Consider the following 24,768-nt stretch of genomic DNA (forward strand, 5'->3'; position numbering starts at 1 on the left):
AAAAAGTCCTTATACAATATATTGTATAAGGACTTTTTTTAGTAAAGTTTTAATATGTTATAGATTTACTCACAGAGGTGTCACTACTGGAACCTATTGTATATTTTAGTAGTATTCTGTATGTTCCTCTTGATGATGCAGTAAAAGTTTTACTGTAAGTTTTTTTACTTGAAGAATAAGTGCTCATATTAACCCAAGAAGTTCCAGATTTTCTTTGAAAAGTCATCCTGGAGTTCACGGAAGAACCTGTCATTATATTAGCTGTTGCAGTAAATTTATTTCCACTTCTACTTAAGGTTACAGGAGCATTAGCTAAACTAAATGTAATTATTCCTATTCTTTGACTAGAATCATTGGTTTCTTCAAATTCAACAATGTCTGTAACTTCTTCTAAGTTTGAATTTGCTGTTGAAATTACTGGACTTAACATTAAACTAAAACTTAATGCTGTTAATACTAATGTTTTACTTTTTTTCATTTAAATCTCCTTAATATTGTTTTAATACGCTTTCTAACATTTTAAATAGTTCATCTATATCTATATTATTTCCCCATACAGAATATAGTTGATTTTCAACTTCACAATATACCATATTACCTTTATCATTTTCGATACAACTAACTTCTCTATTTAGTATTTTTTTGGTGTAGGTTTTAGAATCTTCGGTGTCTGTAGGATTAGTTAGACTACCAAGAGGTGATATATCAAAAATAATAACTTCTTCTTCTAAACCATTGGAATATGTTAGTACAAACTTATTACTTTCATTGAATTCATCTGTAATTTTGTAGCCTTTAGGAATGTAAGTTGGTTTTTTTATTTCAATATTTGCAACTTCTACATCATAAGTGATTATTGTTCTATCCTCTAATACTGTTACTAATTTGTTATACACTTCTGTGGCATAAGTGGCAATATTTTTAGGACCTATAATTATAGCTAAAATTAATGTTGCTACTAAAATTACTAGAGTTTTGCGTTTTCGCTTTTTCTTAATAGTAGTTTTATTTTTTAACTTATCTTTGTTTTCCCAAAATTGTTGAAAACTTATATCCATTTGTATATTTTCTTTTTTAATATTTGAGGTAATATTTTCTGCTTCTCTATCGTATTTACTTTCCAAGATTTTTTCAGCATAGTTATTTAATAACTCATCTATGGAGTATTTTTCTTGCATCAAAACTCAACTCCTTTCTCCGATAGGAACTCTTTTAATTTTTCTTTGCCTCTGTTAAGCCTTTGTCTTACAGTTCCTTCTTTGAGATTAAAAAGATTTGCAATTTCTGAATTGCTATAACCTTGAACATATTTTAGATAAATTATATCTGAGTATATGTCAGGTAAACTTAATATCGCTTTTTCTACTTCGTTTTCAATATTTTCATATTCAAAGTCAACTTTTGAATCTTTGAAGTTATTAATTATTGAATCTTCTAAGTAGGTAACTTCTATATTTTTTCTAGAGCGATAAATATTCAAAGAAAGGTTCTTACTAATTAATACAAATAAGTTACGCGTTTTGTTACAATTTTCGAAATTTATTTCATCAAAAATATCTATTATTTTTAAAAAAGCTTGTTGTACGACGTCTTCAGCCATTGCTCTATCTTTTAGAATATCGTAGGAGACATGAAACATTAAGTTTTTATATTTGTTATATAGTTCTTCAAATTTTTCAACATCTATTCCAGATTCTTCAGCTAATGTCATTAAAAAAATCAAAGTTAGTTGCCTCCTATAATTGTGAATTAATTCTATTATATCAAATAAATCTAAAATAATTATTTTGTATATTTATATATTAGAATAGTTATTGCAAAAATAGCTATTTAATTGCGTAACAAATGTTGTTGCATTGATTTATTAATTATTAGAATGGCTTGTAACTGTAATTTGAGAAAACATTCTAAATAGCAACTATCCTTAATAATTTCTTAATAATTTAGAAACAAATTTGTAAAAATAAATTGGTAGCATATAAATGAGAGGAGGGTATATGAAAAAAATTAAGTATTTTATAACTTTTTTAGTTATTGTATTGTCTTTTGCGGTATCTTATTTACTTTTATATACATATGGTAGTAATCAACTTGAAAAATTTATTTTAAGGGATAATATAAATATTTCTATAACTGTAGATGACAAGGAAATTTCATCGAATGATGTTATTAATAAACTTAAAGAAATAAGTAAAGAATATAAGGTAAATATCCAAAAGTTAAATTATTCTCCAAGTAAAGATGAAGGTAGAAGTAATTTAGTATTGTACTCTAGTTTTTTTGAAGAAAGCAATTATTTACAAAATATAGTTGATAACTTGGGAGATAAAAGTAAGGTTAATTCTAATACTGTTGTTACAAATGACAACAAAGAAAATGTTGGCAGTAAAGACGTAAAAAAAGTTAATACTGTTAGTAATACAATATTTTACATTAAACCAATAAATGAGTTAGAAGGACACAAAGTTTCTGGTGATTATATTTTGTCTGGATACAGGGGGAATTATTTAGACATTATTGATAGTATAAACAGCATTGAACATGTAGAGGCGACTAATAGCGAAGCTAATTATGTACATGGTTTTCTTGATATTTCCGTAAGCGACATGAATAATATAGGTTTACTACTTATTAGTATTTTTACTGTAATTATATTTTTATATTTTTATACTATTATTTTAAGGTCAAGAGAGTTTGCTATTAGTAAGTTGTTTGGTGAAAGTAATTTTAAAATTATTTTTAATATTATGATTAGAAATTTCTTGCAAATCACTTTACTGTTTTTGGGGGTAAATTTACTTACCTTTGGAGTTTTCCTTCTTAGAAAAAGTATATTAGGTCAAATTATAAGTTTATACAATTTTTCAATAAAATATCTACTAGTATTTGTTGCAGTTTTGTTTATTTGCATAATTTCTTCTAGTATTTTCATTTTTAGAATAAATATACTTAGTTCTTTAAAAGGAAAGGTTAGAATAAATAACTATATGTCTATACTTTTAAGAATGTTTTTTACAATGTTATTAATTGTCCTTTCTTCTAATATGTTAGGTGAATTTAAAGAACTTCAAAGTTCAAAGAAAAATAAAGAACAGTGGGAAAAAACTAAACAGTATGCTGATATAAACATTAACCAATATGAAAAGATGCACAGTGATTATATATTAGTATATCCTTTGATTAAAGGGATGAAGGAATTTTATAATTCAACAGAGGAAAAAGGAATCTTATTTAGACCGGGAAACAAATATAACCCTATGTTTACTTTTGAAAAAGAAGGTGAAAGTTATAGTTTTGAAGGAGATGAGGTATTTGTTAACAAGGCTTATTTAGATGCTAACAAAAGTAGTTTAAATGATATTTTACCTGATTTTGAAAAAGAAAAAGATACTCTATATGTAATCGCTGATTCTTCCCTTAAAGGGCAAGAAGAGGATTTGAAAAAATATCTGAAGAAAACCCATTTATTTCAATACTCTATTTGGAATGAAGTATATGTTAGTGCCAAAGCTAACCAAAATGGAATTAAAGTAGATAATGAATTACTAAGTGAGGCTGAAAAAGAGGAACAGAGAAGACTTTTTACTGAGTTTAGTATTAAGGAACTTGGCTATGATATGGATGACGAAAACTCTAAAGAAGAATTTTACAAAGGTACTTTAGAACAAAAAATTATTTACCACGACGATATTCCTAGTATGTTTTCATATAATTTTTTAATAAGTCAGAAAAATGATTTGATAAAACCAAAATTAATATTTTTGGTTAACAAAACAAATTTTGGAGATCTTTCAGATATTTATATAAATTCAATAGATAACAGATGGTATCATACAAGGATTGAGGATTACTACAACCCTATGAAAAGCCTAGAAAAACATATAGTGGAGAATAATTTAGAAGATAATATACTTTCTACAACTACTGTGTACGACGATTATTCTAGTTATATTGAAAGATATAATAGAAATTTAATTTCAGTTTTTGTAACATTAATAGTTTCGTTGGGAATTTTGATTTCTGGTATAGTAAATGAAACAATTTTATTTATTGAGAGAAACAAAAAGTTAATTGCTGTAAAAAATCTTATGGGTGTAGATAAGTTTAAGATTTACGAGGAGTTTTTGTTCAAGATAATTTACACAAATATTATTGCGTTTATTTTACTTGTTGCTAGTAACATGTATTTTAATTTTGTGGATATAAGAAATATTGTACAGTTGATGGTTATATTCTTAGTGATTTTGGTTATTCAGTTATTTATAACCATTCAAATTATTAATTTAAATAATATGAAAAACACTATTAAGACGCTAAAAGGAGATTAAAATGAGTCATTTTGTTTTAAAGGATATATCTAAAAAATATGGTAGTCATGAGATTTTAAAGGATTTGAGCCTTGAGGTTGAAAAAGGAGAACTTATTGCTATTTTTGGTGAAAGTGGCTGTGGGAAAAGTACTTTACTAAATATTATAGGTTTACTTGAGAGCTATGATAAAGGTGATTATAGCATTAATGGTATAACAAACCCAACATTAAATAAGAAAGAAGCACTTTTATTAAGAAGAAATGAGATAGGGTATTTGTTTCAGAACTTTGCTTTAGTGGAAAATTATACTGTAAGGGATAATTTAGAAATAGCGATGTCTTACTCTAAGTTGTCTAAGAGTAAGAAGGAAAAAGAAAAACTTGAAGCTTTGAAAAAAGTTAATTTAGAAGATAAGATAGACAGTTATATTTATGAGCTATCTGGTGGTGAACAACAGCGTATTTCTATTGCAAGACTTTTACTAAAACCTTTTAATATATTACTTGCTGACGAACCGACAGGTTCTTTGGATAAAGCTAATAGGGATTTAATTTTAAGTATTTTAAAGGAGATTAATAATGAGGGTAAGACTATTTTAATAGTTACTCATGATAGTGAGGTAAGGGATTTTTGCGACAGATGTATATATTTAACAAAAAATTAATATGGAGGTATAAGATGAAGAAAAAATTTAAGGGAATTTTAATGATGGTTTTACTTACTGGGGTGCTTTTTAGTTTTGTAGGTTGTGGTAAAAGTGAACCTGAAAAATATACGTTAAAAGTTGTTAACGAAACGGATACTTCTTTTAAGAATATTGGTTTGTCAAATGGAGAGTTTGAGTCTGTTGTAGGTATTGCAGACAAAGATATTGAAAAAGGTGGGGAAGTATTCTTTTTGAATGAAGGAATTAAGGAGAATGAAACTTTTATGGTTGAAGCTTTAGGAAAAGACGGCAAAGTATATGAGGGAAATGTCACTTTAAAAGGTAAGAACCTTGTTGTTAAAGGGGTAAAGGGCAATATGTTGTCAACTGACTCTTATACTGATAAAAAATTAGATGTTGATTTTGACATTGCAAATACAGTTAAAAATTGGAATTATGAAGTTAATGACAAAATGGTAGTTTCAAAATATACTAGCGACAAACCACATTCAACTTCTGTTATAGGAGATGGTGGAAAGGTCGGATATTCCGACATTACTGAGGCCAACAAAGAAGCTTCTTCCGATTGGGAAAGTGGTAAGATAAATTATGTTTTAATAGATGTGATTTTAAAGTAATTTAGTTGATAAAAATTAAAATATTATGTTAATAACAATAAAAGTGAGTATAATTGTATATTTGCTTTTATTTTTATTTTGAAATAGAATAAAAATGGATATATATATATAAGAACACTTATATTTGTACGCACTAATGAAAGGAGTGTAAGAATTATGAGAAAAAGTTTAAAGATGGCAGTATTTAGTTTTTGTATGATATTTTGCATTTTACTAGGTACAAATAATGTTTTTGCTGCTAAAATACCTGAATTATCAGCTTATATACCAGGTGGGTTTGTTGTTTATCCAGATGGAACTGGTACTATAGTTGCTCAGTTAGGAACTCCACAAGAGGGAGTTATAGGAGAACTTCATCCTGTTTGTGAAACTGAGGAAGAATTGAAAGAGTCAACACCTATAGCTACAACAACTTCAGATGCTGAGGGATATTTTGTTTGGAAAAACATAAAAGGAACTGTAGGACAGTCTACTAGTTTTTCAGTTGTTATAAGAAAAGAAGGTGTTGGTGCTAATTATTATAATAGAGATGTAACGTATTTAAAGGCGTGGCCAAAGGTTAATTTATCACTGAAAGAAGATACGGTTACTATAAATCTGGGAGATAATTTTGATCCTAAGGATTACGTTAATGAAAGAACATATCCTTGGTATGGTGAAGTAAATGAAATACCTTACAAAGAAGATGCTTCTAGTAAAACAAGTGGCCTTTCTATTGTAAACAATGTAAAAACTGATACTGAAGGAACTTACAAGGTAGAATATAAAGCTGACTTGTATTTACCACAAACTGAATTTTATTTTAACAAAGAAATAGTTCTTTCAAGTTCTGAAAGTAAGACTTTAACTGTTATTGTTAAAGATCCTAACAAGGAATATACTGCTACTGTAAAATATGTTGATGAAGAAACAGGTAAAGAGATTAGAGAATCTCAACCTATAAAAGGTAAAGCAGGAGAAACTTACGATGCAACGACTAAAGATTATAAACTTGAAAAGATAGATGGCTATGTTTTAAATACTGACAAGTTACCAGAAAATGCGAAGGGAACTTTCGAAGATAAAGACATAACAATAACTTACTTATACAAAAAAGACGGAACTATTCCAACAGAGGACGAAGCTAAAGTTGTAGTTAAGTATGTTGACGAAGATGGAAAGAGCATTATTGACGATGTTATTTTAAAAGGTAAAGTAGGAGAAGATTATAAGTCTGAAAAGAAAAAGATTAAAGGCTATACTTTTAAAGAAGTAAAGGGAAAAGAAGAAGGAAAGTTTACTAAAGATAGTCAAGAAGTAGTTTATGTTTATACTAAAAATGCTACTGACAAAGGACTTCCAAAAACTGGTACTAAAGTTGTAATTCCAGCAATTGCAGCTATAGGAATTATTGCAGTTGGAGCTTACTTGCTACTATCTAAGAACAAAAAGAATGACGATAAGTAAATGAGTAGAATAATTTACTAAATTATGAAAGATAAGTGTATTAAATATGCTTATCTTTTTTATGTATTTATTTAAGTGTGTGAGTTTGTAAAGAAAGGAAAAATAGTTTATATTTTAGCTAAGTTGTAACAAAATGTATTTGAAGATTGTATTAATTAGTAAGAGGATATAGTAATTAGGTTATTGTAAGATAGTTTAAAATTAAAGGGGGTAATTTATATGAAAAAAACTATTTATAGGGTTTTAGGAATTGTTATATTTGTTGCTACTTTGTTGATATATTCAGTAAATATACATTTGGCATCTTTGGAAAATAGTGTAATGATATTAGCTGGATACATAACAGAAGGCGTTTTAAATAGATTTTCTATATATTCAAGGATAATATTTGTTGTATCAATAATAACTTCTGTAGTTGTAGGAATAATAATTCCTAAAAATATAGAGGAGTAAATGGTATGAAGAAGTAGGTGTGGTGATATACATACTTTTTTGTGTAATAGTCTTAAAAATACTTGGTTTTTTTATTATAATAATGTTGTTGTTAATAGGAGGTTGGAGTGAAGCTTAGATTTTTTTTGAAGGTTATTTACATACTAATATTTTTCTTTTTAATAGATGTAGTTAGGGAGTTTCTTCATGATACTATAGAAAATAGTGCTGTTAGATTTTTACTAGATACTACTTTTCTTGCGGTTGGATTTTTTAGTATTGATATAATTTTTAAGGACAAAAAAGATAATAACGAAACTTAATGTTAAAGAATGGGTTGAGAATAAGTATAGTTTTTGTGAATTTAAAGATTTTTTGTAACAAAAGTAGATTTTGTTTTGTATTTATTTGTGAGGGTTTTTAATTATTGATATAACAGTATTTATTGAATTAACAAATATTTAAATAGTTGAGGTAATATAATGTTAAAAAATAATAAAGTAGTATTGAAAGAAAAACTTAATAAAGCAAAAAATAATAAGGTTATTCAAATTATACTTTTAATTTTGAATCTTTATGTATTAGTATCCTTTGCCCAAATTTTATTTTCATATAATCCTATATATCGTTATATTTCTAAGTTGGTCATTCCTAGTAATATTTGGGTAATAGCATCGATTATAATTAATATATTGGATTTATTATTTTTAAAAACAAGAGAAAAGTTTTTTAGTACTTTAGTTTTTATGATAAATATGTTCGTGTTAATAGCTCTTTTAATTGCTAGATTAGTTGTGTTAATAGTTGAGATATTTTAGGCGTATTTATGGATTTTATTATTATAACTGCAGTGTTATTGACTATAGGTGTATATTTTTTGAAACGTAAATGGGACGATGATTAGAAAGAAGAGGTAGTATGAAATTTAGAAGTGTATTATATTTTATTTCTTTAATTTTACTGTTTTTAGTTATGTTTAAGGTTGATGATTTTATTTATGCTTATATAAAAAATGGTATTATTGGCTCAATTATTTATATGTTCTTGTTGACGGGAGGATTTTATTTTTTAGATAGAATTTTTAAAAGAGGAAAATATAGTAATGATGAGAAAGAAAAATAGTATTAATGATTTTATATTAGATAATTTAGTTTACAGATAGGAGATTTGTATGAACTTCAAAGAGGTTATGACATTTAAAGATATTTTGCATCTTATTTTTTCAATAGTAGTTCTTATTTTAGTGTTGAGTCTTGATAAATTTATTTCTTATTATATGGAAAATACTTATATTGTTATTATTATTGAGTTAGTTTTTTATGTTGGGGGACTATTTTTAATAAGAAAAATATTAAAAGGGTCTAAAGATAAATAAGGGCTAGAAGAGTATTTAGAATATAAAGATTAGAAAGCTTAAGTTTTAAGATTAGACTTTAGAGAATAGTAGTAAAAGAAATATGTAAAGTGCTAGTATTTTATATTTAACATAAAATTATTGTGTAGTTTAAAATTTATTTATATTTCTGTAACAAAAGAAGCTATTTATTTGTAATAATTTATAAGAGGGATTATTTGATTAAATATTATAAATTTCAAATAATTTAAAATTGAATAAAGAGGACAATATGAAAAAGATTTGTAGAAAATTCATATGCAGTATTTTAGTAATGACGATGCTAGTTTTATCAGCGAACGTTGTAAGAGCTAGTGAGCTAGAAGAAACAGAGATTCAACCTAGAATGGGAGATGTAATAGACAAAATTAATGTAAAGAAATATACAGAGTATGGATCATGGAAAAGAGTTTCTAAAAATTTAACTGTTGCACGAGAAGGAGAGGTAGGAACGATATCAGTTTCAGATGAAATTAGCATTTCTATGAGTGTAACAGGAAGTGTAGCAGGGTTAAGTATAGGGTCAAATGTTACTCAAAAATCTAAAGTGGGGTATTCACTATCAACTAAAAATAAAGGAACTTGGTATATTGGATTTAGAGTTAAGTATAATGTAGAAACAGGAACTAGACGTGTAAGAAGTGGCTGGAGTGGACTTGTTAGGTCTACAAACAAATATACTGTAAAAATCCCGATAAAAGGTTCAGGAGAATATAAATTATTGAGGTATTAAAATGAAAAAGAGAGATATTGTAAGTATAGTAGTACAAATAATTACTATTTTAGTATGTATATTTATTTTGTTAACTTTCGGTGACTTTTTTGCTTTTGCGCATTATAGTTTAGCAATAGATGGATTTGTAATATCAAAAACTTTATTGATTCTTTACATATTAATATCTTTCAAGAGGGTAGTGGTAGATATTGTTGATGTTTTAGATAAAGAAGATAAATAGTTTTTTGTAAGTAATCCCTTTTAATTTTATATTGATTAGAATAGAGTATTCGAATAAGAAAAAGAGAAGTGAATTTAATTCACTTCTCTTTTTTAGAATATAGAGTACAGGATTGAAGATTCAACTATATGGTAGTAAAATGTAAAGTGCAAGTATTTTACATTTAGTATAAATATATAACTTAATTTTAAATTTTTATGTATTTTTGTAACAAAAGTGGTTTCTAAATTGTATTAATTTATAGAGAAGGTTTATATATTTTTTAGAAGGATTTTGGAATTATTTTTGAAGAATAAAAAAGAGGGAATTATGAAAAGTTTTTTTGAGAATATCAAGACTGACAATAGAATACAAAACTTTATTTTGTTACTAAATGTGTATATGATTTTATCTTTTATATTTGAAATATTTTTGCTTGTTTCTCCAAATACTGGTGAAGCTATGGCTTTTATTCCAATTAGGGTAAAGGTAATTATTTCGGTGGTAATTAATATAGTAAATGTTGCATTTTTCAAGGTAAAATACGATATTTTTAGCACATTTATATTTATAGCTAATATGTTTATTTGCCTTTCTTTATTAATTTCTATATTTGTTGTGTTCGTTATAGAAACAGGCTTGTTGTGGTAGTAATCATAGTACATATATTTAAATTTTACTTACAATAGCTCTTATATTAATGAATTTCAAGATAGAATTGTGTTTTTTAAAATATTATTTTTAGGAGTAAGTTAATGATTCAAAGATTAAAAAAGGAAAGCAAAATATATCTTATTTTTAGTTTTTTAGGATTAATATTTATTATTGTTAATTTTATTTTTAAAGGAGACGGTATTTTAAATTCAGTAGGTAATAGCTTGATTTTTTCAGGTATTGCTGTTGGAGTATATAAAAAAGAACATATTAAAGAAAAAAGTGAAAGAGACTATATGACTTTTATAATATTTGTTTTAGCGACTGTGTTTTCAGTCTTACCTATTTTTATTTAGATTATTATAATTTTCTATTATACAAAGACAGATTTATAAAATTTATGAAGGATAGTAGAAATGTTAACGAAAAATAGACTTAATATAGTGCTACAATTATTAATAATTATTATATGTACATATTTTTTATTAGAGTTTGAAGAAACTTTTTTATTTAGATTTTATGAAGCTGGTGTTTTAATTTCTAAAACTTTATTATTGCTATATACTTTAACTTCTACTAGAAAGGCTATATTAAATATTTTTGATGAATTTTTCAAAGATGGTATAAAATTGGGTTAGTTAATTTTATGATAGCAAAAGATATTATATATGTTATTATTAATATGTATTTAAAATTAGAAATTATTAATATTTATAGGAGATATAGATGAAATTAAAAACTGTGTTATATATAATAACTATATTGTTATTCTTTTTTGTTACTTCAAAATTTGATGATATTATTGACATTTACATAAAAAATGATGTTATTAGTTTATTTGTATCAGGTGGATTTTTTGTAGTGCTATTTTTAATAATAGATAGAATTTTTAGGGGAAAAAAGATTGAAGAAGATGAAAATAAAGAATAAATAATTGTATAAACGACCAAGTATTTCTAATTGTTATTTGAAATACTTGGTTTTTTATTTGAAATTATTTTGATATTTCTTTTAGGGACACTTTTATTACTTCTACAACATTAGGATAGGTTTTTAGTTTTTCTATTTCAAAAAGATTAAACCAACCTGCATTTATGGTTTCTTTTTTTCTTATATAAAATGGCTTTTACTCCTGTTTCTTCATAAATTTCTCTTAATGCAGCAGTTGTTGGTAGTTCATTTTCTTATATATACCCTCCAGGTACTAGCCAAACTCCTAGTTTTTTATGGTGTACCATTAATATTTCATTATTTTCATTAAAGACTATTCCTGTAGCTGTAAAATGTTGTTTCATTATTTCCTCATTATTTTAATATATATTAAGTAAAGTTTATTTTCTTTTTTTTCTCATATAGTATTTGTAGGCTTCTTTTAACATATAGGTAGTTATGTTTAGGTTTTCTGCTATTTCATAATCGTTCTTTTCTATTGAGGCTCTGTCAAAGGCTTTTCTTATTTCTTTTACAGGTATAAATTTTTTTACAGCATAGTCCATTGCTTGCTGTTCTTGTTTTGAGTTACAAACACATTTTTGCTCTAGTATATTTCCCTTTGTTGTTTTATAATGTCCCCATTCTTCTAATAGTGTTTCTATTTTTTCTTTTTCTGTGATTTTTGAGTTTATAAATATAGTTCCGTCTATATAGTAACCTTTTGCTTTTAGTAATGGTTTTTCTATTATATGAACTTCTTTTGAGAACTGACTTATTAAGCTTTCGTAAACTAATCCCATTTAGCACCTTCTTTAATAGTTGTTATTTGTAATTTTATAGTATAGTTTTCGTTTATAAATTTCACAATTTCCTCCTATTCCAGAACGTATGTTCTTTATTTAGCTAAAAATATATAGCTTGTTATTAACAAGCTATATATTAATTATTTTGTTTTGGTTATTCCATTATACTATATTTTTTAATATATTTAAATTTTATTTTTTAAATAGAGAATTTTTCATATTATATATTAATTTGATTTTGTAGTTTCAACTTCTTTAGTTAAGTTACCATCAATAATTTCTATTAAAACTTCATCATTTTTATTTACGAATTGTACTGTATATCCATTTCCAATGCTTTCAAGTACAACATTGGATACGTCTACTATTGCATTTTTAAATTCATCAGTTACTTCTACATCAAAATTATCTTTTTCTTTGATAATAAGTGTTTTTGAAGATTCATCATAAGTTGCTGACAGCACACTATCTTTGTTATCGTTTATTGGAGACATAATTTCATTAAAATATTCAATATCAGTAAGAGTTAGTTTTTCTGTTGACTCCGTTGATTGTTCTGTTTCTTTAGTTGGCTGTTTTGTTTCTTTACTGTTTTCTTTTTTACTACATGCAGTAAAAATCAACATAGTTGCTAAACACAATATTAATACTTTTTTTCTCATAATTCACTCCCAACACTATTTTTTGTTTTTATTTTCTCTAGCTATTTTCATTAGCTCTCTTAGTTCTTCTATTTCTTCTTTCGAGAAGTCTTCTTTGCTTTCTCTATGTGCTGCCATGTCTATATTAGCCGTTAGTGGATCTATTTCTTTTTCTAAAAGTTCATAGGGGTTTCTTATGTCTGAAAAGCCTATTAGATAGTCAACTGAGATATTAAAATATTTAGCTATTTTAATTTTTATGTCGTCGTTAGGAGTGCTTCTATTATTTTCGTACATAGAAACTGTTGATTTTTCTATTCCTAATATTTTACCTAATTCTGTTTGGGTTAGGTTATGCTCTTTTCTAAGAGTTTTGATTTTATCTCCTATTGTCATAGCTAATTTCCTTTCTCGTTATGTATATATTGTACAGTAATTTTGAACTTTTGTAAAATAATTTCAAGTTGCTTGAATAAAATTATTGACAGTTCAAATAACTTGTATTATACTACCAATAAAGTACAAGAAACTTGAATTAAGTTTTTGTAATTTGGAGGTGTTTATGTGGATGTAGTTTCGACCAAAAGGCTAAAAAAGAAAAGGGTTGAACTTGGTATTTCTCAAGAAGAAATGGCTAAAAAACTAGGTTATAATGGAAAAAGTGGCTATTCTATGTTAGAGAATGGACATGTGTCTATTAGTTTGGACAAGGCTAAGGCTATTGCTAATATTTTAAATAGTAGTATTGAGGAAATTTTTTTTGGTAAATAAGTTCAAGAATACACTACTTTAGTTGCGGAATATTGAACTTTGATGGGTTAAAAGTTTAATTTGATTAGCTAAAGAAGGAATTATGTAAGTTTTATGTATTTACTTAAAAGTCTTGGTAAATATTTTGGAGGGTTTTATGGTTTTAAGAAGTTTATTTGAAGAGTTTAAGAGAAAAAACAGAAAACAAATAAGAAATTATTTTCAGTTTATTTGCTGGTGCATTACTTGGGCTGTTTCTGTTGTTGTGATTATGTTTTTGGTTTCTTTTTTACACTCTCTTATTTTGAGGTTTTTCTATGGATAGGCTAAAGATTGGTTTTTAGGGGGTTCTTAATTTTCAAGAGGTGTAAGGAGTTTTTATGGTTGTGTTAATTGACGAAAGGGAAAGTTTATTTGTAATTTTAAGAGATAAAGATGAGGTTAGGGAGTATGTTAACGAAAGGCTATTGGAAATTGACTGTACTTCTCCAAGGGATTTTGAACCAAGGGCTTATGTTTACAATGCTTTTTTAGACGACGACTGGGAGAAAACTATTAAGTATGAGTTTGAAATGTCTGTTGTTAAGGCTGAGTTTAAAGAGGAAATAGAATTTTAGAAGAAAAATAGAAGGTGTTTTATGGATTTGTATGGTTTGTTAAGACAGTTTAACGCTGTTGGAGGTATTGAAAAGGTTGGGCAGTCTGCTTTTTGTTTTTTGATGTCGTTATGGCAAAAGTCTAATGAGCTTCACTGGACTAGGGAGTTTACTATGACTAATACCGAGTTAATTTACAGAGGCGGGTTTAAAAGTGAGGAAACTTTGAGGCGTACTAGAAGTAAATTACAGGATTTAGGTTTTTTCGAGTACAAAAAGCCTTCAAATAGAAAGTTTTGTGGAACTTATATTTTGGAGTTTAATCTTTTAAAGGCTTTTGGTTATGAGAAAGAAGATTTTTCTGAAGCTAGTTCATTAGGTAGTTGTGAGGATAGTTTTGGATTTAGTAGTGAGGGTAGTTGTGAGGACATTAATAAAAGTAATATTACTATACTAAGTAAACAAAAAGAAAAAGATAAAAAAGAAAGTGATACTTTTGTTTCTTTAATTGAAAACTACTCTGAAAATTCTTTACTAAAAAGTAGCTTGGAAGATTTTGTTGAATATAGAAAAAGTGGTAAGGGAAAATTTACAGTTCAAGGGTTAAAGCTTAATTTAAAGACTTTAAGCAAACTTTCTGAAAGTGACGCTGAAAAGATTGCTATTGTTAACCAAACTATTGAAAGGGGTTGGACTGGGTTTTTTCCACTAAAGAATGTTGAAAGTAAGAAGGGTGTTAATAGTGATGACTGGAAGTTTTTGGATTTGTAGGTGTGGTGTTGAGTAATGTTTCTAGGCTTTTAGAAGATCTTAAAAGAAATTTAAAGGAAGGGGCTAATTCAAGTGATTGTCCGATTTGTAACGGTAAAAGGGTTATAACTAAAAGAAATAGTCTTGGACTTTTAGAGATTGTCGGTCCTTGTGACTGTACTAAACAGGAGTATTACAAAAAGATTATTGAAAGTTCAGGACTTAAAGAAAAGTTTGAAGAATGTACTTTTGAAAATTTTAACGCTTATTCTGATGAACTTATTTTTGCGAAAAGTATGTGTAAAAGTTTTGTTTCTGACAGTTTAGCTAAAAACTTACTTCTACTTGGAAAGTCTGGAACTGGAAAGACACATTTGGCAACGGCTGTATGTGAAAAGCTACTTAATATTTACAAAAAGCCTATTTTATATGTTCGTTACAGGGAACTTGTTCAAAGGTTAAAGGGTTTGACTCTTAGTTTGGAGGAAAGAGAAAAGTTTATTGGAAAGTATAAGAATATTTCAAATTTATATATAGACGATTTATTCAAAAATATGGACAAAAGGTATGAAACTGAAAAACAGTTGGTTTTTGAAATTTTAGATTACAGGTATTCTAAGCGTTTGAAAACTATAATTACCAGCGAATACAACTTAAAGGAACTACTTTCTATTGACGAAGCTATTGCTGGTAGGCTTGGAGAAAGGGCAAAGGGATACATTATGGTTTTTGACAATGTTAAAAATTACAGGGCAAAAAGGATTAAAGAAGATATGAGTAAAAGATATAAAAGCTTTTCTAAAGGCAGTGGTTAAGTAAAAAGTGAGGAATGGAAGATGTTTGTAAGTGATTTAAGAAAGTGGGACTTGGAAGAAATTGAAAAGTACAAGGGAAGTAAGACTATTAAGGAGCTTACTGAAATTTTTCAAATTGAAAACAAGTCGACTGAAAATCTTAGAAAGGTTTTAGACAAAAATGGAATTAAGTACAAGTTTGAAAGAAAACAGTACGCAAATAAGAGAATAGTAAAGAGTTTACTACAAGAGGTTAAGCAAAGTGAAGGAGTTAAGCTTGTTGTTGGAAAAATCTACAAGTTTAAGGACAACACTCCGCAGCAGGAACTGGAGTTTTGTTTTTACGAGGGGAAAATTGTAAAAGAGTACAAGAGGTTTTACCTGGGTGTAACAAAGGCAGGGTATAATTTTACAATTCACAAATATCCAAATTGTTACGAGATTAAGGAAATTTAATTAAAGTAGGAGGAAGAAATGGTAGTAGGTATAGCAATAATAGAAATGGTGTTAATTTGTTTAATGATGATGACAATAGCGTCTCAACAAACTGAAAATAAGTATTTAAAAAGAGAGAATGAAAGGTTAATTAAGCATTTAGAAGAATGTAGAACTAAAGCGGAGGGGCTAAATGAATAATGTTTGTTTAATTGGAAGGCTTACGAGAAGTCCAGAGCTTAGATACACAAATAGTGGAAAGGCTATGTGCAGGTTTACTGTTGCAATTTCCAGGGAATTGTCTAAAGAGAAGAAAAGAGAGCTTGAAAGTTTAAACAAGCAAACGGCTGACTTTATTAACTGTATTGCTTGGGGAAAAACTGCTGAACTTATAGCGAGTTACATGGACAAGGGAAGTCAGGTTGGAGTTAACGGCAAGTTACAAACAAGTTTTGTTGAGAAAGAAGGAAGAAAGATTTACAAGACTGAAGTTTTAGTTGAGAGGGTGGAGTTTTTAGAAAGTGTTAAAAAAGACGAAAGTGTTTCAGAAAATAGTTATGGTTTTGAAGACGATGCTTTTTTAATAGGTGATGACGACATTCCTTTTTAGTAGGGTTAAAGAATAGGGCTAAAGAAAAAGAGGTGCTAAATGACTGAACTTGAAAGCAGAGAGTATAAGAGAAAGAAAGATTTTTTAAGAAGTTTTAAGTATATGGAAGAAGACATTGAAAGAAAAGAAAGAAGAATTAAGTATTTAAAAGACAGAATGGAGAGTATGACTGGCGTTAAAAGTGCTATTTGGTCGGACATGCCAAAAGGTGGAATAGCAAAGGAGTTTACAGACTACGTTGACGAGTACTTAGACGAGGTTAAGATTTTACTAAATAATATTAGACGCAAGAAGATTTTGACAAATAGGATAGAAGAGGCAATTGAAAAGCTGGAAAACTGCGAACATAGAGAGGTTTTAAAACTTATTTACTATGATAAATACACAATACAAGCAGTAGCAGAAAGAATGTTTTTAAGTGAAAGAACAATAAAAAGACGACATAAAGAAGCGATAAAGAATTTGGAATTATAAGGCACTCGAAGAGTGTCTTTTTTGTTGAATCGACAATAACTAAATAAAAAACGTTTTCTATAATAATATAAAATAGCTTGATACTTAGGGAATGAAGGTGTTTTTAAAAAAGAAAACGATTGTAACCAGACTGTAACCCTTTAATTATTTAAAGTAGTATAATTAGAATACTTTAATAAAAAGGAGTAAGGAAAATAAAAAAAAGAATAACTAGTTTTACAATGGTATTGGTAATGTTACTTAACATAGTACCAACATTAATATTACCAAATATATCAAAGGCAAGTAGTACAGGAAGTAGTGTAGTAAGAATAGCAGGAAATGATAAATTTGACACTTCTGTAAAAGCGAGTCAAAAAACTTACTACAGTTCAGAGTATGCAGTAATAGCAAGTGGTGATGACTTTGCAGATGCATTAGCAGGAGGAACTCTTGCGACACAGTTGAAAGCACCTTTGTTATTAGCTTCTAAAGATTCAATAACAGAAGGAACATTAGAAGAAATAGCTAGGCTGGGAGTAAGCACAGTATATGTTATAGGAGGAGAAGCTGCTATTTCAAAAGAAGTAGCTACAGAAATAGAAGAAACAACAGGTGCTTTTGCTGAAAGAATTTTTGGCGCAGATAGATATGGAACAGCAATGGCGATATCTAGAAAAAGAAATGAATTTAGTGGAAAAACTTCAGAGCCAGCAGCAATGAATGGAACAAACTTTCCAGATGCATTAGCGGCAGCTCCATTTGTAGGAAAGATGGATAATGTTCATTTAGTACCATATAAAGATGGGCTATTACCTAAATATGTTTTTGGTGGAACTGCAGCAGTACCAAAAACAACATCAGAAAAAGTAAGATTCCAAGGAGCAGACAGGTATGGAACAGCTGCAGCAGTAGCTAGAGGGTACAAAACATATTTAAACAAAGATATAGATACTGTTATAATAGCTACAGGTACAGGTTTTCCAGATGCATTATCAGCTTCAACTATAGCAGGAATGACTAATTCAGTATTGTTATTGACAAAGGCTAATGAATTACCTATACAAACAAAAACTTATATTGAGAGTAATCCAAATATAAAAAATGTAATAATATTAGGTGGAACATTTGTGGTATCTACAAATGTAGAAAATGAATTAAAACAACTAGTGAAGTACTCGTCAAGCGAAGTACAAGATGTAGAAGCAGTAAAAAAAGAAGTATTTAATTTAGTAAATCAAAAAAGAGAAGAAAAAGGACTCAAATTGCTAGAATGGCGTGATGATATGAGTCAAGGTGCTCAAATAAGGGCAGGTGAAGTGAGTGTTAATTTTTCTGAAGGAGATAGAGAGTTAGAGGAACTTTTTTTAGGAATAGATACTGAATGTATATATGAAGAAATTGCTTTAGGAGAAATGGAGCCATCAAGAATAGTTGAGCAGTGGAAAGAAACAGACTATGGAAATATATATGACCCAACTTTGAAGTATATTAATATAGGATATAAATATGAAAGAAACTCTGTAAATAAACATCACTGGGTTGCAGTATTAGGAGTTAAAGAAGAAGTAATCGATGATGGAGAGACTATTATTTTAGAGAATGGCAAAGAGATATCTTCTAATGAATATGAAGAAATTTTGAGCGAAACAAGTGATGAAGATATAATATTCCATGAAGAAGTACAAATAGAAACTGTAGAAGCAGTAAAAGATTTTGTAGAAAACACAGATTCTGAAACTTTATTGGAAGTAGTCAAAAATGTACAATCTGCAGAAGAGATATTATCTGATGAAATAGATAATTATGAGGATAAAGAGCCACTTATTAAGACTTTTAGTTCACAGGAAATCGAATTAACAAACAACTTAAAAATAGAGGATATAAAACAATTTAAAGATTTTGTTAGTGTAAATAATTCACAATATATTTTAGAAGTATTAAATGACGATACAGAAACAATTGAGAGCAAACTTGCAACATTATCCTCACAATATATAAAATTATCACAGTATTTAAAAGAGTTGTTTTCTGTACTAGTTACAGCATCTGTTTATATATCAGGTGTAGGTACAGTAGTATTAATAGTTGCAGCTACAACATATATTGTATATAAAAATAGAAAGAAAATAGTAAAAGTTGGGTCTAGAATTTGGAATTCTACAGTAAATTTCTTTTCAAACAAGGCAAGAGCAAGAAGAAATACTATTAGGTATAATGCAGAAGTAGATAGAGCTATAGGTAGGCTAGGCGGATATTCAAAGGGTGGAAAAGCTGGAAAAATAATGCATAAGAAACATAAATGGCATTCATTTTATGGAGGGAATAATGATCCAAGTAGGTGGGAAAAAATTAAAAAAATGATGAAAAAAGTAATGAAAGAAGGAAGAGAATTTCCGCATAAAGGTGTTAGAAAGAGATTGCTACGTATAAAAGGTAGGACAGTAGAAGTAACTTTTAGAAAATACCCAAACGGAAGAATAGATATTGGAAATGGGTGGGTAAGATAGAATGGATAAAAAAGAGATAGATAAAAAAATTGATGATTATTACAATGAAGAAAAAGAAGTATTTCATTTTTTAGATTGGTGGGCTCCGCCAATAAATAAAGAAGATGTATTTAAAATATTAAATGATGACTATTTAGGTATGAAAATTATGGATTTTCAAGAATGGGGAATAGACACTAATAATGTTTTTTTTAAACTATTAAACCAAGCACATTTTCTAGAAGATAATATAGAAGAAAATAGAGAAGAATTGGCATATGTTTATTATGTTATTTCTTTTACTATAATAGTTCACTTATATTTTCCAGATGCTCTTAGAATTGCAACACACTATATTGATAAAGCTATAGAATTAACAGAAAATGAGAAAAACAAAAAAGAGTGGACTGAATTTAAAAATTTGGATATATTTTATAATTTTTAATAGTATAAAATCAAGGTTATTTTAAATTTTACAAATAGGGGAAGATTTAATTCTTCTCCTATTTTTTGTAACGAAAGATAGTTTTTATTTGTAGTATGGTATAATGTTCAAAATAAGTGTGATTATATTTAAATTTTAAAGATATATAATAGGATGAAATTATGAAGTCAGTATTTACTTTAATATTAATGATTGTTCTTATAGCGGGGCTTTTATGGTATGCATGGGATACTGTAGATGGGATACTTATTGAAATAATTGAAAAGATAGTTAAAAGACCAGTTCCTAAAGTGGTTAAATTTGTTATGTTTCCAGTTTCTATTGTGGTGTTTATAGTTTTTTGCTGGTTTGGACATATGTTTCTACATTTTTATTTGAAATATAGTAAAAGTTGGATATAGAGGGAATTGTAATAGAGGTGTTATTAAGGGGAGTATGAAAGAAAAATTAATTAATTTTTTAAGAATACTAGGTATTATTTTACTAGTACTCACAATAATAATAGCTATAATTATATATTACGAAGAATATAGAGTTGTAACAATAGATGAGAAACACAATGAAGAAAAATCTATTTATTTTCAAGAAATAGGAAAATCATTTTTAGTTGGTCCATCAGAAATACAAATTGTATTTGAAAATGATAGGGTAAAAACTCTAAAAAAGATGAGATTATCTAATGGAGGTATACTTTTAAGCGAAAATAATTGGAAAGTATTATGGGATAAAGAATATGCTTTAATAACTTTAAAAGGACATGAACAGATTGAGAATAAGTTTAAAATATACTACAAAGATGGAAAATTTGAAGAAATAAAATCTACCATTTACAGAAATAAACCTAGTATAAGCCCAGAAGAAGAAACTAACAGTGAAAAGGCTGAACAAGAAGAACAAAAGAAGCTTGAAAAAATTAAAGTGGAAGATAAAGACAAGGAATTAAGCGAACAGTACATAAAAGTTTTTAATTATTTAAAAGAGCAGGGGGAGAAAGTTACTGACACCGAAGAGTTTGATTATACTGCTAAAGGACAATTGTATATGATTGTCTATAATGAAAATGAAAAAAATACTGGGAAACCCCATACAAAAAGGCTTATCTATAACGAAAACTTTTTTGAAGAAAATAAAACTGAGTTTGTATATTATGAAAGTGTAAATAGTAGTAGCGAAGATGATATTCAAGAAGAAAAAATATTAGGATTCTATATTTTAGACGAGATAACAGGTGAGGTAGTTAAGGAGAATAGAACAGGTTGGTAATATGGTAAGATTGTGAGTATATTAAATTTTACAAATAGGGGAAGATTTAATTCTTCTCCTATTTTTGTAACGAAAGATAGTTGTTATTTGTATATATTGGTAAGGTGTTAAATATTAATGGATTGAGGATTTTGAATAGATGAAAAGTACAAAGCATGTAAAGAAGATATTAGTAGTTTTATTAATTTTATTTATTCCTATAACTATTTATTTTAATCATATTTATGGTGAAGTTTCTGATTTGGTAGATAAATACCCTGGATTTTACAGTTTTTTAAAAAGAGAGGCTGAGGATTATACTGGAAAAGGGTTTGATTTAACTACTAGAAGGGGACTTTTGAAGGTTAAGATGCGTGGGGATTTTATGGATATATTAGATGAGTTATATCAAAACAGGTATAACAAACTGGGGAAAGTTGAAGGTTTTTACTATGAGGAAGATGATGGTGAAAGCCAGCACCATGAGTATTTGTATTTTCAAACCAGGTTAATTGAGTTGATAGTCTACAATGGTAAGGAAAGTGGTTTATATTAATTTTACAGATAGGGGAAGTTTTGATTTTTATCTTAAATTTGTAATTTAGTGATTCTTTAGAAGTGGTGATAAGGTATGAGAAAAAAATATGTTTTAAGGTTTAGTATTTTTATGGCTGCGATAATAATGGTTGTTGGGTTATTTTTATATGTAGAATATATGGCAAATAGTGTTGAAGAAGATATAGGTAGTGATATGGCAGAGATAAAAAGGCTTGAACTATATGAAATGGAGAAAGAGGATCCTTATAAATTTCCGAATACGAATCCTATAAAGGTAATTGATGACAAAGTTTCTATTGAATCTTTTACAAGTATTTGGGATGAGTTAGGTACTAAAAGTATTGAAAATCTAAATTTATATACAGACGAAATAGTGTTTGATGATTTTGAAAAAATGTACTATGTGTTGGCTGGTGGGGATAGTACTTGGAAAGAGGATGAAGAAGTTGATTATAAAGAATCAATATATCTATTAGCTGTATTTTTAGACGATAAGGATGGTAATTCTTATATTAATTTTTGGAACTCTGATAGTACATATGTTTTAAAAGAGGAAAAGGCTGAATTATTTAAAAATATTTTGGGTTATGAAGGAAATTAGTTTGTTGTAGGGTTATTAAGGAGAATTATTTTTTGAAGTTTGGTTTTATTATTTAATAAGCTAGTAAAGGTATAGAATTTTAAATATATGGGTGTGAATAAAATGAAAAAGAGTAAAACGAGAAAAAAACAAAAGAACAGTAGAAGGAGTAGAAAGAATAAAGTAGAAAAAATAGAGAAAGTGGAAGTTAAAAAAACTAGAAATGCTTTAGAAAAAAGAAGCTACAAAAATACTTTTGATAATTTGATTGTAAATGAAAAGTTTGTGCAAAGAAGATTTTATGATGACGAGGGGAATGCTAAGATAGATATAGATTATTTTCACTCTGGAAGTATGGAGTTTCCTCACAAACATATTTGGAAAAATGATGTTAGGTCGAGTACAGAATTTATAGAAGAAGGGGACGAGTATATGTCGGATTACACGTTTGATAATTTTAAGGAAGATTTAGTTATGGGTCGTGAAATGGAATTTAAGTTTAATGGAGCAGGATTTTCAATAATTAATATTCCTGATGAGAATAGTGTAGATGAGGCAGTATGGTATTTTAGCATATTATCAAATGTCGATGTTGGCGTAGTTATTTGCGATTTTGAAGATAGGGAAAGGCTATTGAAATTTGTAGACGAATTATATATAGATGGAATCGCTTTGAAAGATATTATTAATGGAGAACTGCATACTGAATTGTATATTATGTAAACAGGTATAGATAGTGTAACCACCAAGATTTAGATTGATTATGACAATTATTAAGGAAGGAGATGAGTATATGTCTGATTATACGTTTGATAATTTTAAGGAAGATTTAGTAATAGGTCATGAAATGGATTTTGAATTTAATGGAGCTAAGTTTGGGATAGTTAATGGACCTAATGAAAATAGTGTAGATGGTTCTGTATGGCATTTTATAGTAACATCGTCTGTAAGTATTGAAGTAGTAATATGTGATTTTGAAGATAGGGATAGGTTATTAAAATTTGTAGATGAGCTAAACATAGATGGTATTTATTTGAAAGATATTATTAATGGAGAATTGTATACTGAAATTTATATTATGTAAACAGGTATAGAGAGTGTAACCACCAAGAGCAGTCAAATTTTTATTAATTTCAAGGTTGTAAGTAAGCGAATAAGGAGTATTTTTAGAAGGTGATAGCTTGATGTCAAGATTTGTAGAGGGAGGAAATTGACTCCCTCTAATTTTTATTTATGGTTTTCATATATGTTTTTAAGTTCTAGGGCTTTTTCATAGATATAGCTTTTCATTTCTAGTGGTTCTACAACAATAGCATTTTTAGATAGTTGTATGAAAAAATCTCCAAAAAATTTTATGTCTTTTTTATCTATTATTTCAGTTAGAAATCCACTTTCGCCGTTTTTGTCTATTTTAATATTTGAGTTAAGGTAAGGGTTATCTTTGCATGCTCGAATTCCCAATTTAGTTAGTTGTACATAAAGTTTAATGGGATTTTCAAAGTTAGTAAAGTCAAAGCTTTTTTCTACTAATTTGTCTATATTCTCATATTTTTGGTTTGTTTCTGCTATTTGGAGTATTCTGTCAACTCTGTAGTGTTTGATTTTATTTTCTTTTAGGTCTAAAGAGGGAACATACCAAAATCCATTTTCACTATACAGGCAAATGAAGACTATTTTATATTTTTTTACTTCTGAGATGGAATTGTATTGTAGTTCAAAGATGTTATTTGTTCCACAGTAGTCTAGTATTTTTGAGAGGTGGTCATTTTTTACGTCTCGTTTTTTATTTTTAAAAAATAGTATGGTTTTCATTTTGTCGACAGTTTTTTTGCTATCTTCTGGCAAGTTTTCGTATAGTTTTCTCATGACGGATTTTAAGTCTATGTCGAAAGGAAGTGATGTGTAGTATGTTAGTGAGTGACTGGCAAAGAAAACAGCAAGGGATTCTTTTTCGGTTAGGTTAACTGGAGGTAGTAGTTTTGTGGATAGCAAGCGGTACCCGCCGTTGCAACCTTTTTTTGTATAATAATATACTCCTAAGTCTGCTAGTTCAAGCATATCTCTGTGTACTGTTCTTATGGAAATATTAAATTCGTTGGCAATTTCTTGGGCTGTAAATTCTTTTTTTGTGTTTATATATCGTTGTAATTCTACTAGTCTTTGTGATTTTTTCATGATAGGTCTTTCTTTCTATATATGTCATTTATTGTCATATTTAAATGATACAATTTATTT

General features: G+C 27.8%; 39 protein-coding genes. 32 read left to right on the forward strand and 7 right to left on the reverse strand.

What is annotated here, in order from left to right:
• Positions 1-49 precede the first annotated feature (49 nt).
• From CS899_RS09640 to CS899_RS09650, 3 genes are read right to left on the reverse strand one after another with little or no spacing between them, the layout of a single operon-like run.
• Entirely contained in the window at positions 50-478 is a 429-nt protein-coding gene (locus CS899_RS09640; protein ID WP_100065992.1) for a hypothetical protein, read from the reverse strand.
• Positions 479-488: 10 nt separating this feature from the next.
• A complete protein-coding gene (locus CS899_RS09645) occupies positions 489-1,178 on the reverse strand; it encodes a DUF4367 domain-containing protein (RefSeq protein WP_100065993.1) in 690 nt (229 codons plus the stop codon).
• Positions 1,178-1,723 carry an RNA polymerase sigma factor gene (locus tag CS899_RS09650; RefSeq protein WP_100065994.1) on the reverse strand — a complete coding sequence of 182 codons (546 nt, stop codon included), beginning with the start codon at positions 1,721-1,723 and terminating at the stop codon, positions 1,178-1,180. The genes CS899_RS09645 and CS899_RS09650 overlap by 1 nt, the downstream gene beginning before the upstream one ends.
• Positions 1,724-1,997: 274 nt before the next feature.
• On the opposite strand from CS899_RS09650, the gene CS899_RS09655 reads away from it, so the two are divergent.
• The 15 genes from CS899_RS09655 (at position 1,998) to CS899_RS09725 (ending at position 11,384) form a co-directional block, all read left to right on the forward strand.
• Complete coding sequence (locus CS899_RS09655) at positions 1,998-4,328, forward strand: hypothetical protein (protein WP_100065995.1); 2,331 nt, start codon at positions 1,998-2,000, stop codon at positions 4,326-4,328.
• Position 4,329: 1 nt separating this feature from the next.
• Entirely contained in the window at positions 4,330-4,974 is a 645-nt protein-coding gene (locus CS899_RS09660) for a putative bacteriocin export ABC transporter (protein ID WP_100065996.1), read from the forward strand.
• 14 nt (positions 4,975-4,988) lie between these two features.
• Positions 4,989-5,594 carry a hypothetical protein gene (locus CS899_RS09665; RefSeq protein WP_100065997.1) on the forward strand — a complete coding sequence of 202 codons (606 nt, stop codon included), beginning with the start codon at positions 4,989-4,991 and terminating at the stop codon, positions 5,592-5,594.
• 156 nt (positions 5,595-5,750) lie between these two features.
• Positions 5,751-7,040, forward strand: coding sequence for a MucBP domain-containing protein (locus CS899_RS09670; protein ID WP_100065998.1), 1,290 nt, complete (start codon positions 5,751-5,753; stop codon positions 7,038-7,040).
• A gap of 219 nt (positions 7,041-7,259) precedes the next feature.
• Entirely contained in the window at positions 7,260-7,493 is a 234-nt protein-coding gene (locus tag CS899_RS09675; RefSeq protein WP_100065999.1) for a hypothetical protein, read from the forward strand.
• Between the two features lie 107 nt (positions 7,494-7,600).
• The gene (locus CS899_RS09680; RefSeq protein ID WP_100066000.1) at positions 7,601-7,795 is read left to right on the forward strand and encodes a hypothetical protein; all 195 of its coding nucleotides are present in this window, start codon (positions 7,601-7,603) and stop codon (positions 7,793-7,795) included.
• A 159-nt stretch (positions 7,796-7,954) separates the two neighbouring features.
• Positions 7,955-8,290, forward strand: coding sequence for a hypothetical protein (locus tag CS899_RS09685; protein ID WP_100066001.1), 336 nt, complete (start codon positions 7,955-7,957; stop codon positions 8,288-8,290).
• 100 nt (positions 8,291-8,390) lie between these two features.
• A complete protein-coding gene (locus CS899_RS09690; protein WP_100066002.1) occupies positions 8,391-8,594 on the forward strand; it encodes a hypothetical protein in 204 nt (67 codons plus the stop codon).
• A 49-nt stretch (positions 8,595-8,643) separates the two neighbouring features.
• Positions 8,644-8,847 carry a hypothetical protein gene (locus CS899_RS09695; protein WP_100066003.1) on the forward strand — a complete coding sequence of 68 codons (204 nt, stop codon included), beginning with the start codon at positions 8,644-8,646 and terminating at the stop codon, positions 8,845-8,847.
• Positions 8,848-9,097: 250 nt separating this feature from the next.
• On the forward strand, positions 9,098-9,598 hold the full coding sequence (locus CS899_RS09700; RefSeq protein ID WP_100066004.1) for a hypothetical protein: 501 nt from the start codon (positions 9,098-9,100) through the stop codon (positions 9,596-9,598).
• Position 9,599: 1 nt separating this feature from the next.
• Entirely contained in the window at positions 9,600-9,821 is a 222-nt protein-coding gene (locus CS899_RS09705; protein WP_100066005.1) for a hypothetical protein, read from the forward strand.
• Between the two features lie 309 nt (positions 9,822-10,130).
• On the forward strand, positions 10,131-10,451 hold the full coding sequence (locus CS899_RS09710; protein WP_100066006.1) for a hypothetical protein: 321 nt from the start codon (positions 10,131-10,133) through the stop codon (positions 10,449-10,451).
• A gap of 104 nt (positions 10,452-10,555) precedes the next feature.
• The gene (locus CS899_RS09715) at positions 10,556-10,810 is read left to right on the forward strand and encodes a hypothetical protein (protein ID WP_100066007.1); all 255 of its coding nucleotides are present in this window, start codon (positions 10,556-10,558) and stop codon (positions 10,808-10,810) included.
• Positions 10,811-10,870: 60 nt separating this feature from the next.
• Positions 10,871-11,092 carry a hypothetical protein gene (locus CS899_RS09720; RefSeq protein WP_100066008.1) on the forward strand — a complete coding sequence of 74 codons (222 nt, stop codon included), beginning with the start codon at positions 10,871-10,873 and terminating at the stop codon, positions 11,090-11,092.
• Between the two features lie 88 nt (positions 11,093-11,180).
• On the forward strand, positions 11,181-11,384 hold the full coding sequence (locus tag CS899_RS09725; RefSeq protein ID WP_100066009.1) for a hypothetical protein: 204 nt from the start codon (positions 11,181-11,183) through the stop codon (positions 11,382-11,384).
• Between the two features lie 401 nt (positions 11,385-11,785).
• Here the strand turns inward: CS899_RS09725 and CS899_RS09730 are convergent, their stop codons facing one another.
• The 3 genes from CS899_RS09730 to CS899_RS09740 form a co-directional block, all read right to left on the reverse strand.
• Positions 11,786-12,187: an ImmA/IrrE family metallo-endopeptidase gene (locus tag CS899_RS09730; RefSeq protein WP_100066010.1), complete on the reverse strand. Its 402-nt coding sequence runs from the start codon at positions 12,185-12,187 to the stop codon at positions 11,786-11,788.
• Between the two features lie 230 nt (positions 12,188-12,417).
• Positions 12,418-12,852, reverse strand: a complete 435-nt coding sequence (locus tag CS899_RS09735) for a hypothetical protein (RefSeq protein ID WP_100066011.1) — start codon at positions 12,850-12,852, stop codon at positions 12,418-12,420.
• 15 nt (positions 12,853-12,867) lie between these two features.
• A complete protein-coding gene (locus CS899_RS09740; protein ID WP_100066012.1) occupies positions 12,868-13,227 on the reverse strand; it encodes a helix-turn-helix domain-containing protein in 360 nt (119 codons plus the stop codon).
• 168 nt (positions 13,228-13,395) lie between these two features.
• Here CS899_RS09740 and CS899_RS09745 point away from each other — a divergent pair, with 168 nt between their 5' ends.
• From CS899_RS09745 to CS899_RS09815, 17 genes are all read left to right on the forward strand, one after another.
• Complete coding sequence (locus CS899_RS09745) at positions 13,396-13,602, forward strand: helix-turn-helix transcriptional regulator (RefSeq protein WP_100066013.1); 207 nt, start codon at positions 13,396-13,398, stop codon at positions 13,600-13,602.
• 136 nt (positions 13,603-13,738) lie between these two features.
• Positions 13,739-13,906, forward strand: a complete 168-nt coding sequence (locus CS899_RS10890; protein WP_164995909.1) for a hypothetical protein — start codon at positions 13,739-13,741, stop codon at positions 13,904-13,906.
• A 55-nt stretch (positions 13,907-13,961) separates the two neighbouring features.
• Positions 13,962-14,198, forward strand: a complete 237-nt coding sequence (locus CS899_RS09750; protein ID WP_100066014.1) for a hypothetical protein — start codon at positions 13,962-13,964, stop codon at positions 14,196-14,198.
• A gap of 21 nt (positions 14,199-14,219) precedes the next feature.
• Positions 14,220-14,948 carry a hypothetical protein gene (locus CS899_RS09755; protein ID WP_100066015.1) on the forward strand — a complete coding sequence of 243 codons (729 nt, stop codon included), beginning with the start codon at positions 14,220-14,222 and terminating at the stop codon, positions 14,946-14,948.
• A gap of 8 nt (positions 14,949-14,956) precedes the next feature.
• The gene (locus tag CS899_RS09760) at positions 14,957-15,742 is read left to right on the forward strand and encodes an ATP-binding protein (RefSeq protein WP_164995910.1); all 786 of its coding nucleotides are present in this window, start codon (positions 14,957-14,959) and stop codon (positions 15,740-15,742) included.
• Between the two features lie 21 nt (positions 15,743-15,763).
• On the forward strand, positions 15,764-16,177 hold the full coding sequence (locus CS899_RS09765; protein WP_100066017.1) for a hypothetical protein: 414 nt from the start codon (positions 15,764-15,766) through the stop codon (positions 16,175-16,177).
• A gap of 18 nt (positions 16,178-16,195) precedes the next feature.
• Positions 16,196-16,357: a hypothetical protein gene (locus tag CS899_RS10895; protein ID WP_164995911.1), complete on the forward strand. Its 162-nt coding sequence runs from the start codon at positions 16,196-16,198 to the stop codon at positions 16,355-16,357.
• Positions 16,350-16,766 (forward strand): single-stranded DNA-binding protein, encoded by a 417-nt coding sequence (locus CS899_RS09770; protein WP_100066018.1) that lies wholly within the window; start codon positions 16,350-16,352, stop codon positions 16,764-16,766. The genes CS899_RS10895 and CS899_RS09770 overlap by 8 nt, the downstream gene beginning before the upstream one ends.
• 39 nt (positions 16,767-16,805) lie before the next feature.
• Positions 16,806-17,240 carry a sigma factor-like helix-turn-helix DNA-binding protein gene (locus tag CS899_RS09775; RefSeq protein WP_100066019.1) on the forward strand — a complete coding sequence of 145 codons (435 nt, stop codon included), beginning with the start codon at positions 16,806-16,808 and terminating at the stop codon, positions 17,238-17,240.
• Positions 17,241-17,473: 233 nt separating this feature from the next.
• The gene (locus CS899_RS09780) at positions 17,474-19,729 is read left to right on the forward strand and encodes a cell wall-binding repeat-containing protein (RefSeq protein ID WP_164995912.1); all 2,256 of its coding nucleotides are present in this window, start codon (positions 17,474-17,476) and stop codon (positions 19,727-19,729) included.
• 1 nt (position 19,730) lies between these two features.
• Entirely contained in the window at positions 19,731-20,153 is a 423-nt protein-coding gene (locus CS899_RS09785) for a hypothetical protein (protein ID WP_100066021.1), read from the forward strand.
• Between the two features lie 161 nt (positions 20,154-20,314).
• On the forward strand, positions 20,315-20,554 hold the full coding sequence (locus CS899_RS09790) for a hypothetical protein (RefSeq protein ID WP_100066022.1): 240 nt from the start codon (positions 20,315-20,317) through the stop codon (positions 20,552-20,554).
• 34 nt (positions 20,555-20,588) lie between these two features.
• Entirely contained in the window at positions 20,589-21,416 is an 828-nt protein-coding gene (locus CS899_RS09795) for a hypothetical protein (protein WP_100066023.1), read from the forward strand.
• A gap of 139 nt (positions 21,417-21,555) precedes the next feature.
• Positions 21,556-21,951: a hypothetical protein gene (locus CS899_RS09800; protein WP_100066024.1), complete on the forward strand. Its 396-nt coding sequence runs from the start codon at positions 21,556-21,558 to the stop codon at positions 21,949-21,951.
• 75 nt (positions 21,952-22,026) lie between these two features.
• Complete coding sequence (locus CS899_RS09805) at positions 22,027-22,554, forward strand: hypothetical protein (RefSeq protein WP_100066025.1); 528 nt, start codon at positions 22,027-22,029, stop codon at positions 22,552-22,554.
• Positions 22,555-22,656: 102 nt separating this feature from the next.
• Positions 22,657-23,256: a hypothetical protein gene (locus CS899_RS09810; RefSeq protein ID WP_100066026.1), complete on the forward strand. Its 600-nt coding sequence runs from the start codon at positions 22,657-22,659 to the stop codon at positions 23,254-23,256.
• 70 nt (positions 23,257-23,326) lie between these two features.
• Positions 23,327-23,617, forward strand: coding sequence for a hypothetical protein (locus CS899_RS09815; RefSeq protein ID WP_100066027.1), 291 nt, complete (start codon positions 23,327-23,329; stop codon positions 23,615-23,617).
• 143 nt (positions 23,618-23,760) lie between these two features.
• On the opposite strand, the gene CS899_RS09820 is transcribed toward CS899_RS09815, so the two are convergent.
• Positions 23,761-24,708, reverse strand: a complete 948-nt coding sequence (locus CS899_RS09820; protein ID WP_100066028.1) for a helix-turn-helix transcriptional regulator — start codon at positions 24,706-24,708, stop codon at positions 23,761-23,763.
• Positions 24,709-24,768: the final 60 nt, after the last annotated feature.

The sequence above is a fragment of the Miniphocaeibacter massiliensis genome, from assembly GCF_900232905.1.
Taxonomy (GTDB): domain Bacteria; phylum Bacillota; class Clostridia; order Tissierellales; family Peptoniphilaceae; genus Miniphocaeibacter; species Miniphocaeibacter massiliensis.

What these genes read in the sequence shown, in the direction of transcription:
- CS899_RS09675 (WP_100065999.1), top strand. Translation starts at nt 7,260, where the DNA reads ATGAAAAAAACTATTTATAGGGTTTTAGGAATTGTTATATTTGTTGCT.
- CS899_RS09735 (WP_100066011.1), bottom strand. Translation starts at nt 12,852, where the DNA reads ATGAGAAAAAAAGTATTAATATTGTGTTTAGCAACTATGTTGATTTTT.
- CS899_RS09780 (WP_164995912.1), top strand. Translation starts at nt 17,474, where the DNA reads ATGTTACTTAACATAGTACCAACATTAATATTACCAAATATATCAAAG.
- CS899_RS09685 (WP_100066001.1), top strand. Translation starts at nt 7,955, where the DNA reads ATGTTAAAAAATAATAAAGTAGTATTGAAAGAAAAACTTAATAAAGCA.
- CS899_RS09690 (WP_100066002.1), top strand. Translation starts at nt 8,391, where the DNA reads ATGAAATTTAGAAGTGTATTATATTTTATTTCTTTAATTTTACTGTTT.
- CS899_RS09740 (WP_100066012.1), bottom strand. Translation starts at nt 13,227, where the DNA reads ATGACAATAGGAGATAAAATCAAAACTCTTAGAAAAGAGCATAACCTA.
- CS899_RS09710 (WP_100066006.1), top strand. Translation starts at nt 10,131, where the DNA reads ATGAAAAGTTTTTTTGAGAATATCAAGACTGACAATAGAATACAAAAC.
- CS899_RS09790 (WP_100066022.1), top strand. Translation starts at nt 20,315, where the DNA reads ATGAAGTCAGTATTTACTTTAATATTAATGATTGTTCTTATAGCGGGG.
- CS899_RS09815 (WP_100066027.1), top strand. Translation starts at nt 23,327, where the DNA reads ATGTCTGATTATACGTTTGATAATTTTAAGGAAGATTTAGTAATAGGT.
- CS899_RS09655 (WP_100065995.1), top strand. Translation starts at nt 1,998, where the DNA reads ATGAAAAAAATTAAGTATTTTATAACTTTTTTAGTTATTGTATTGTCT.
- CS899_RS09755 (WP_100066015.1), top strand. Translation starts at nt 14,220, where the DNA reads ATGGATTTGTATGGTTTGTTAAGACAGTTTAACGCTGTTGGAGGTATT.
- CS899_RS09795 (WP_100066023.1), top strand. Translation starts at nt 20,589, where the DNA reads ATGAAAGAAAAATTAATTAATTTTTTAAGAATACTAGGTATTATTTTA.
- CS899_RS09750 (WP_100066014.1), top strand. Translation starts at nt 13,962, where the DNA reads ATGGTTGTGTTAATTGACGAAAGGGAAAGTTTATTTGTAATTTTAAGA.
- CS899_RS09820 (WP_100066028.1), bottom strand. Translation starts at nt 24,708, where the DNA reads ATGAAAAAATCACAAAGACTAGTAGAATTACAACGATATATAAACACA.
- CS899_RS09785 (WP_100066021.1), top strand. Translation starts at nt 19,731, where the DNA reads ATGGATAAAAAAGAGATAGATAAAAAAATTGATGATTATTACAATGAA.
- CS899_RS09665 (WP_100065997.1), top strand. Translation starts at nt 4,989, where the DNA reads ATGAAGAAAAAATTTAAGGGAATTTTAATGATGGTTTTACTTACTGGG.
- CS899_RS09805 (WP_100066025.1), top strand. Translation starts at nt 22,027, where the DNA reads ATGAGAAAAAAATATGTTTTAAGGTTTAGTATTTTTATGGCTGCGATA.
- CS899_RS09800 (WP_100066024.1), top strand. Translation starts at nt 21,556, where the DNA reads ATGAAAAGTACAAAGCATGTAAAGAAGATATTAGTAGTTTTATTAATT.
- CS899_RS09695 (WP_100066003.1), top strand. Translation starts at nt 8,644, where the DNA reads ATGAACTTCAAAGAGGTTATGACATTTAAAGATATTTTGCATCTTATT.
- CS899_RS10890 (WP_164995909.1), top strand. Translation starts at nt 13,739, where the DNA reads ATGGTTTTAAGAAGTTTATTTGAAGAGTTTAAGAGAAAAAACAGAAAA.
- CS899_RS09725 (WP_100066009.1), top strand. Translation starts at nt 11,181, where the DNA reads ATGAAATTAAAAACTGTGTTATATATAATAACTATATTGTTATTCTTT.
- CS899_RS09720 (WP_100066008.1), top strand. Translation starts at nt 10,871, where the DNA reads ATGTTAACGAAAAATAGACTTAATATAGTGCTACAATTATTAATAATT.
- CS899_RS09705 (WP_100066005.1), top strand. Translation starts at nt 9,600, where the DNA reads ATGAAAAAGAGAGATATTGTAAGTATAGTAGTACAAATAATTACTATT.
- CS899_RS09775 (WP_100066019.1), top strand. Translation starts at nt 16,806, where the DNA reads ATGACTGAACTTGAAAGCAGAGAGTATAAGAGAAAGAAAGATTTTTTA.
- CS899_RS09770 (WP_100066018.1), top strand. Translation starts at nt 16,350, where the DNA reads ATGAATAATGTTTGTTTAATTGGAAGGCTTACGAGAAGTCCAGAGCTT.
- CS899_RS09810 (WP_100066026.1), top strand. Translation starts at nt 22,657, where the DNA reads ATGAAAAAGAGTAAAACGAGAAAAAAACAAAAGAACAGTAGAAGGAGT.
- CS899_RS09670 (WP_100065998.1), top strand. Translation starts at nt 5,751, where the DNA reads ATGAGAAAAAGTTTAAAGATGGCAGTATTTAGTTTTTGTATGATATTT.
- CS899_RS09645 (WP_100065993.1), bottom strand. Translation starts at nt 1,178, where the DNA reads ATGCAAGAAAAATACTCCATAGATGAGTTATTAAATAACTATGCTGAA.
- CS899_RS09765 (WP_100066017.1), top strand. Translation starts at nt 15,764, where the DNA reads ATGTTTGTAAGTGATTTAAGAAAGTGGGACTTGGAAGAAATTGAAAAG.
- CS899_RS09640 (WP_100065992.1), bottom strand. Translation starts at nt 478, where the DNA reads ATGAAAAAAAGTAAAACATTAGTATTAACAGCATTAAGTTTTAGTTTA.
- CS899_RS09715 (WP_100066007.1), top strand. Translation starts at nt 10,556, where the DNA reads ATGATTCAAAGATTAAAAAAGGAAAGCAAAATATATCTTATTTTTAGT.
- CS899_RS10895 (WP_164995911.1), top strand. Translation starts at nt 16,196, where the DNA reads ATGGTAGTAGGTATAGCAATAATAGAAATGGTGTTAATTTGTTTAATG.
- CS899_RS09660 (WP_100065996.1), top strand. Translation starts at nt 4,330, where the DNA reads ATGAGTCATTTTGTTTTAAAGGATATATCTAAAAAATATGGTAGTCAT.
- CS899_RS09700 (WP_100066004.1), top strand. Translation starts at nt 9,098, where the DNA reads ATGAAAAAGATTTGTAGAAAATTCATATGCAGTATTTTAGTAATGACG.
- CS899_RS09730 (WP_100066010.1), bottom strand. Translation starts at nt 12,187, where the DNA reads ATGGGATTAGTTTACGAAAGCTTAATAAGTCAGTTCTCAAAAGAAGTT.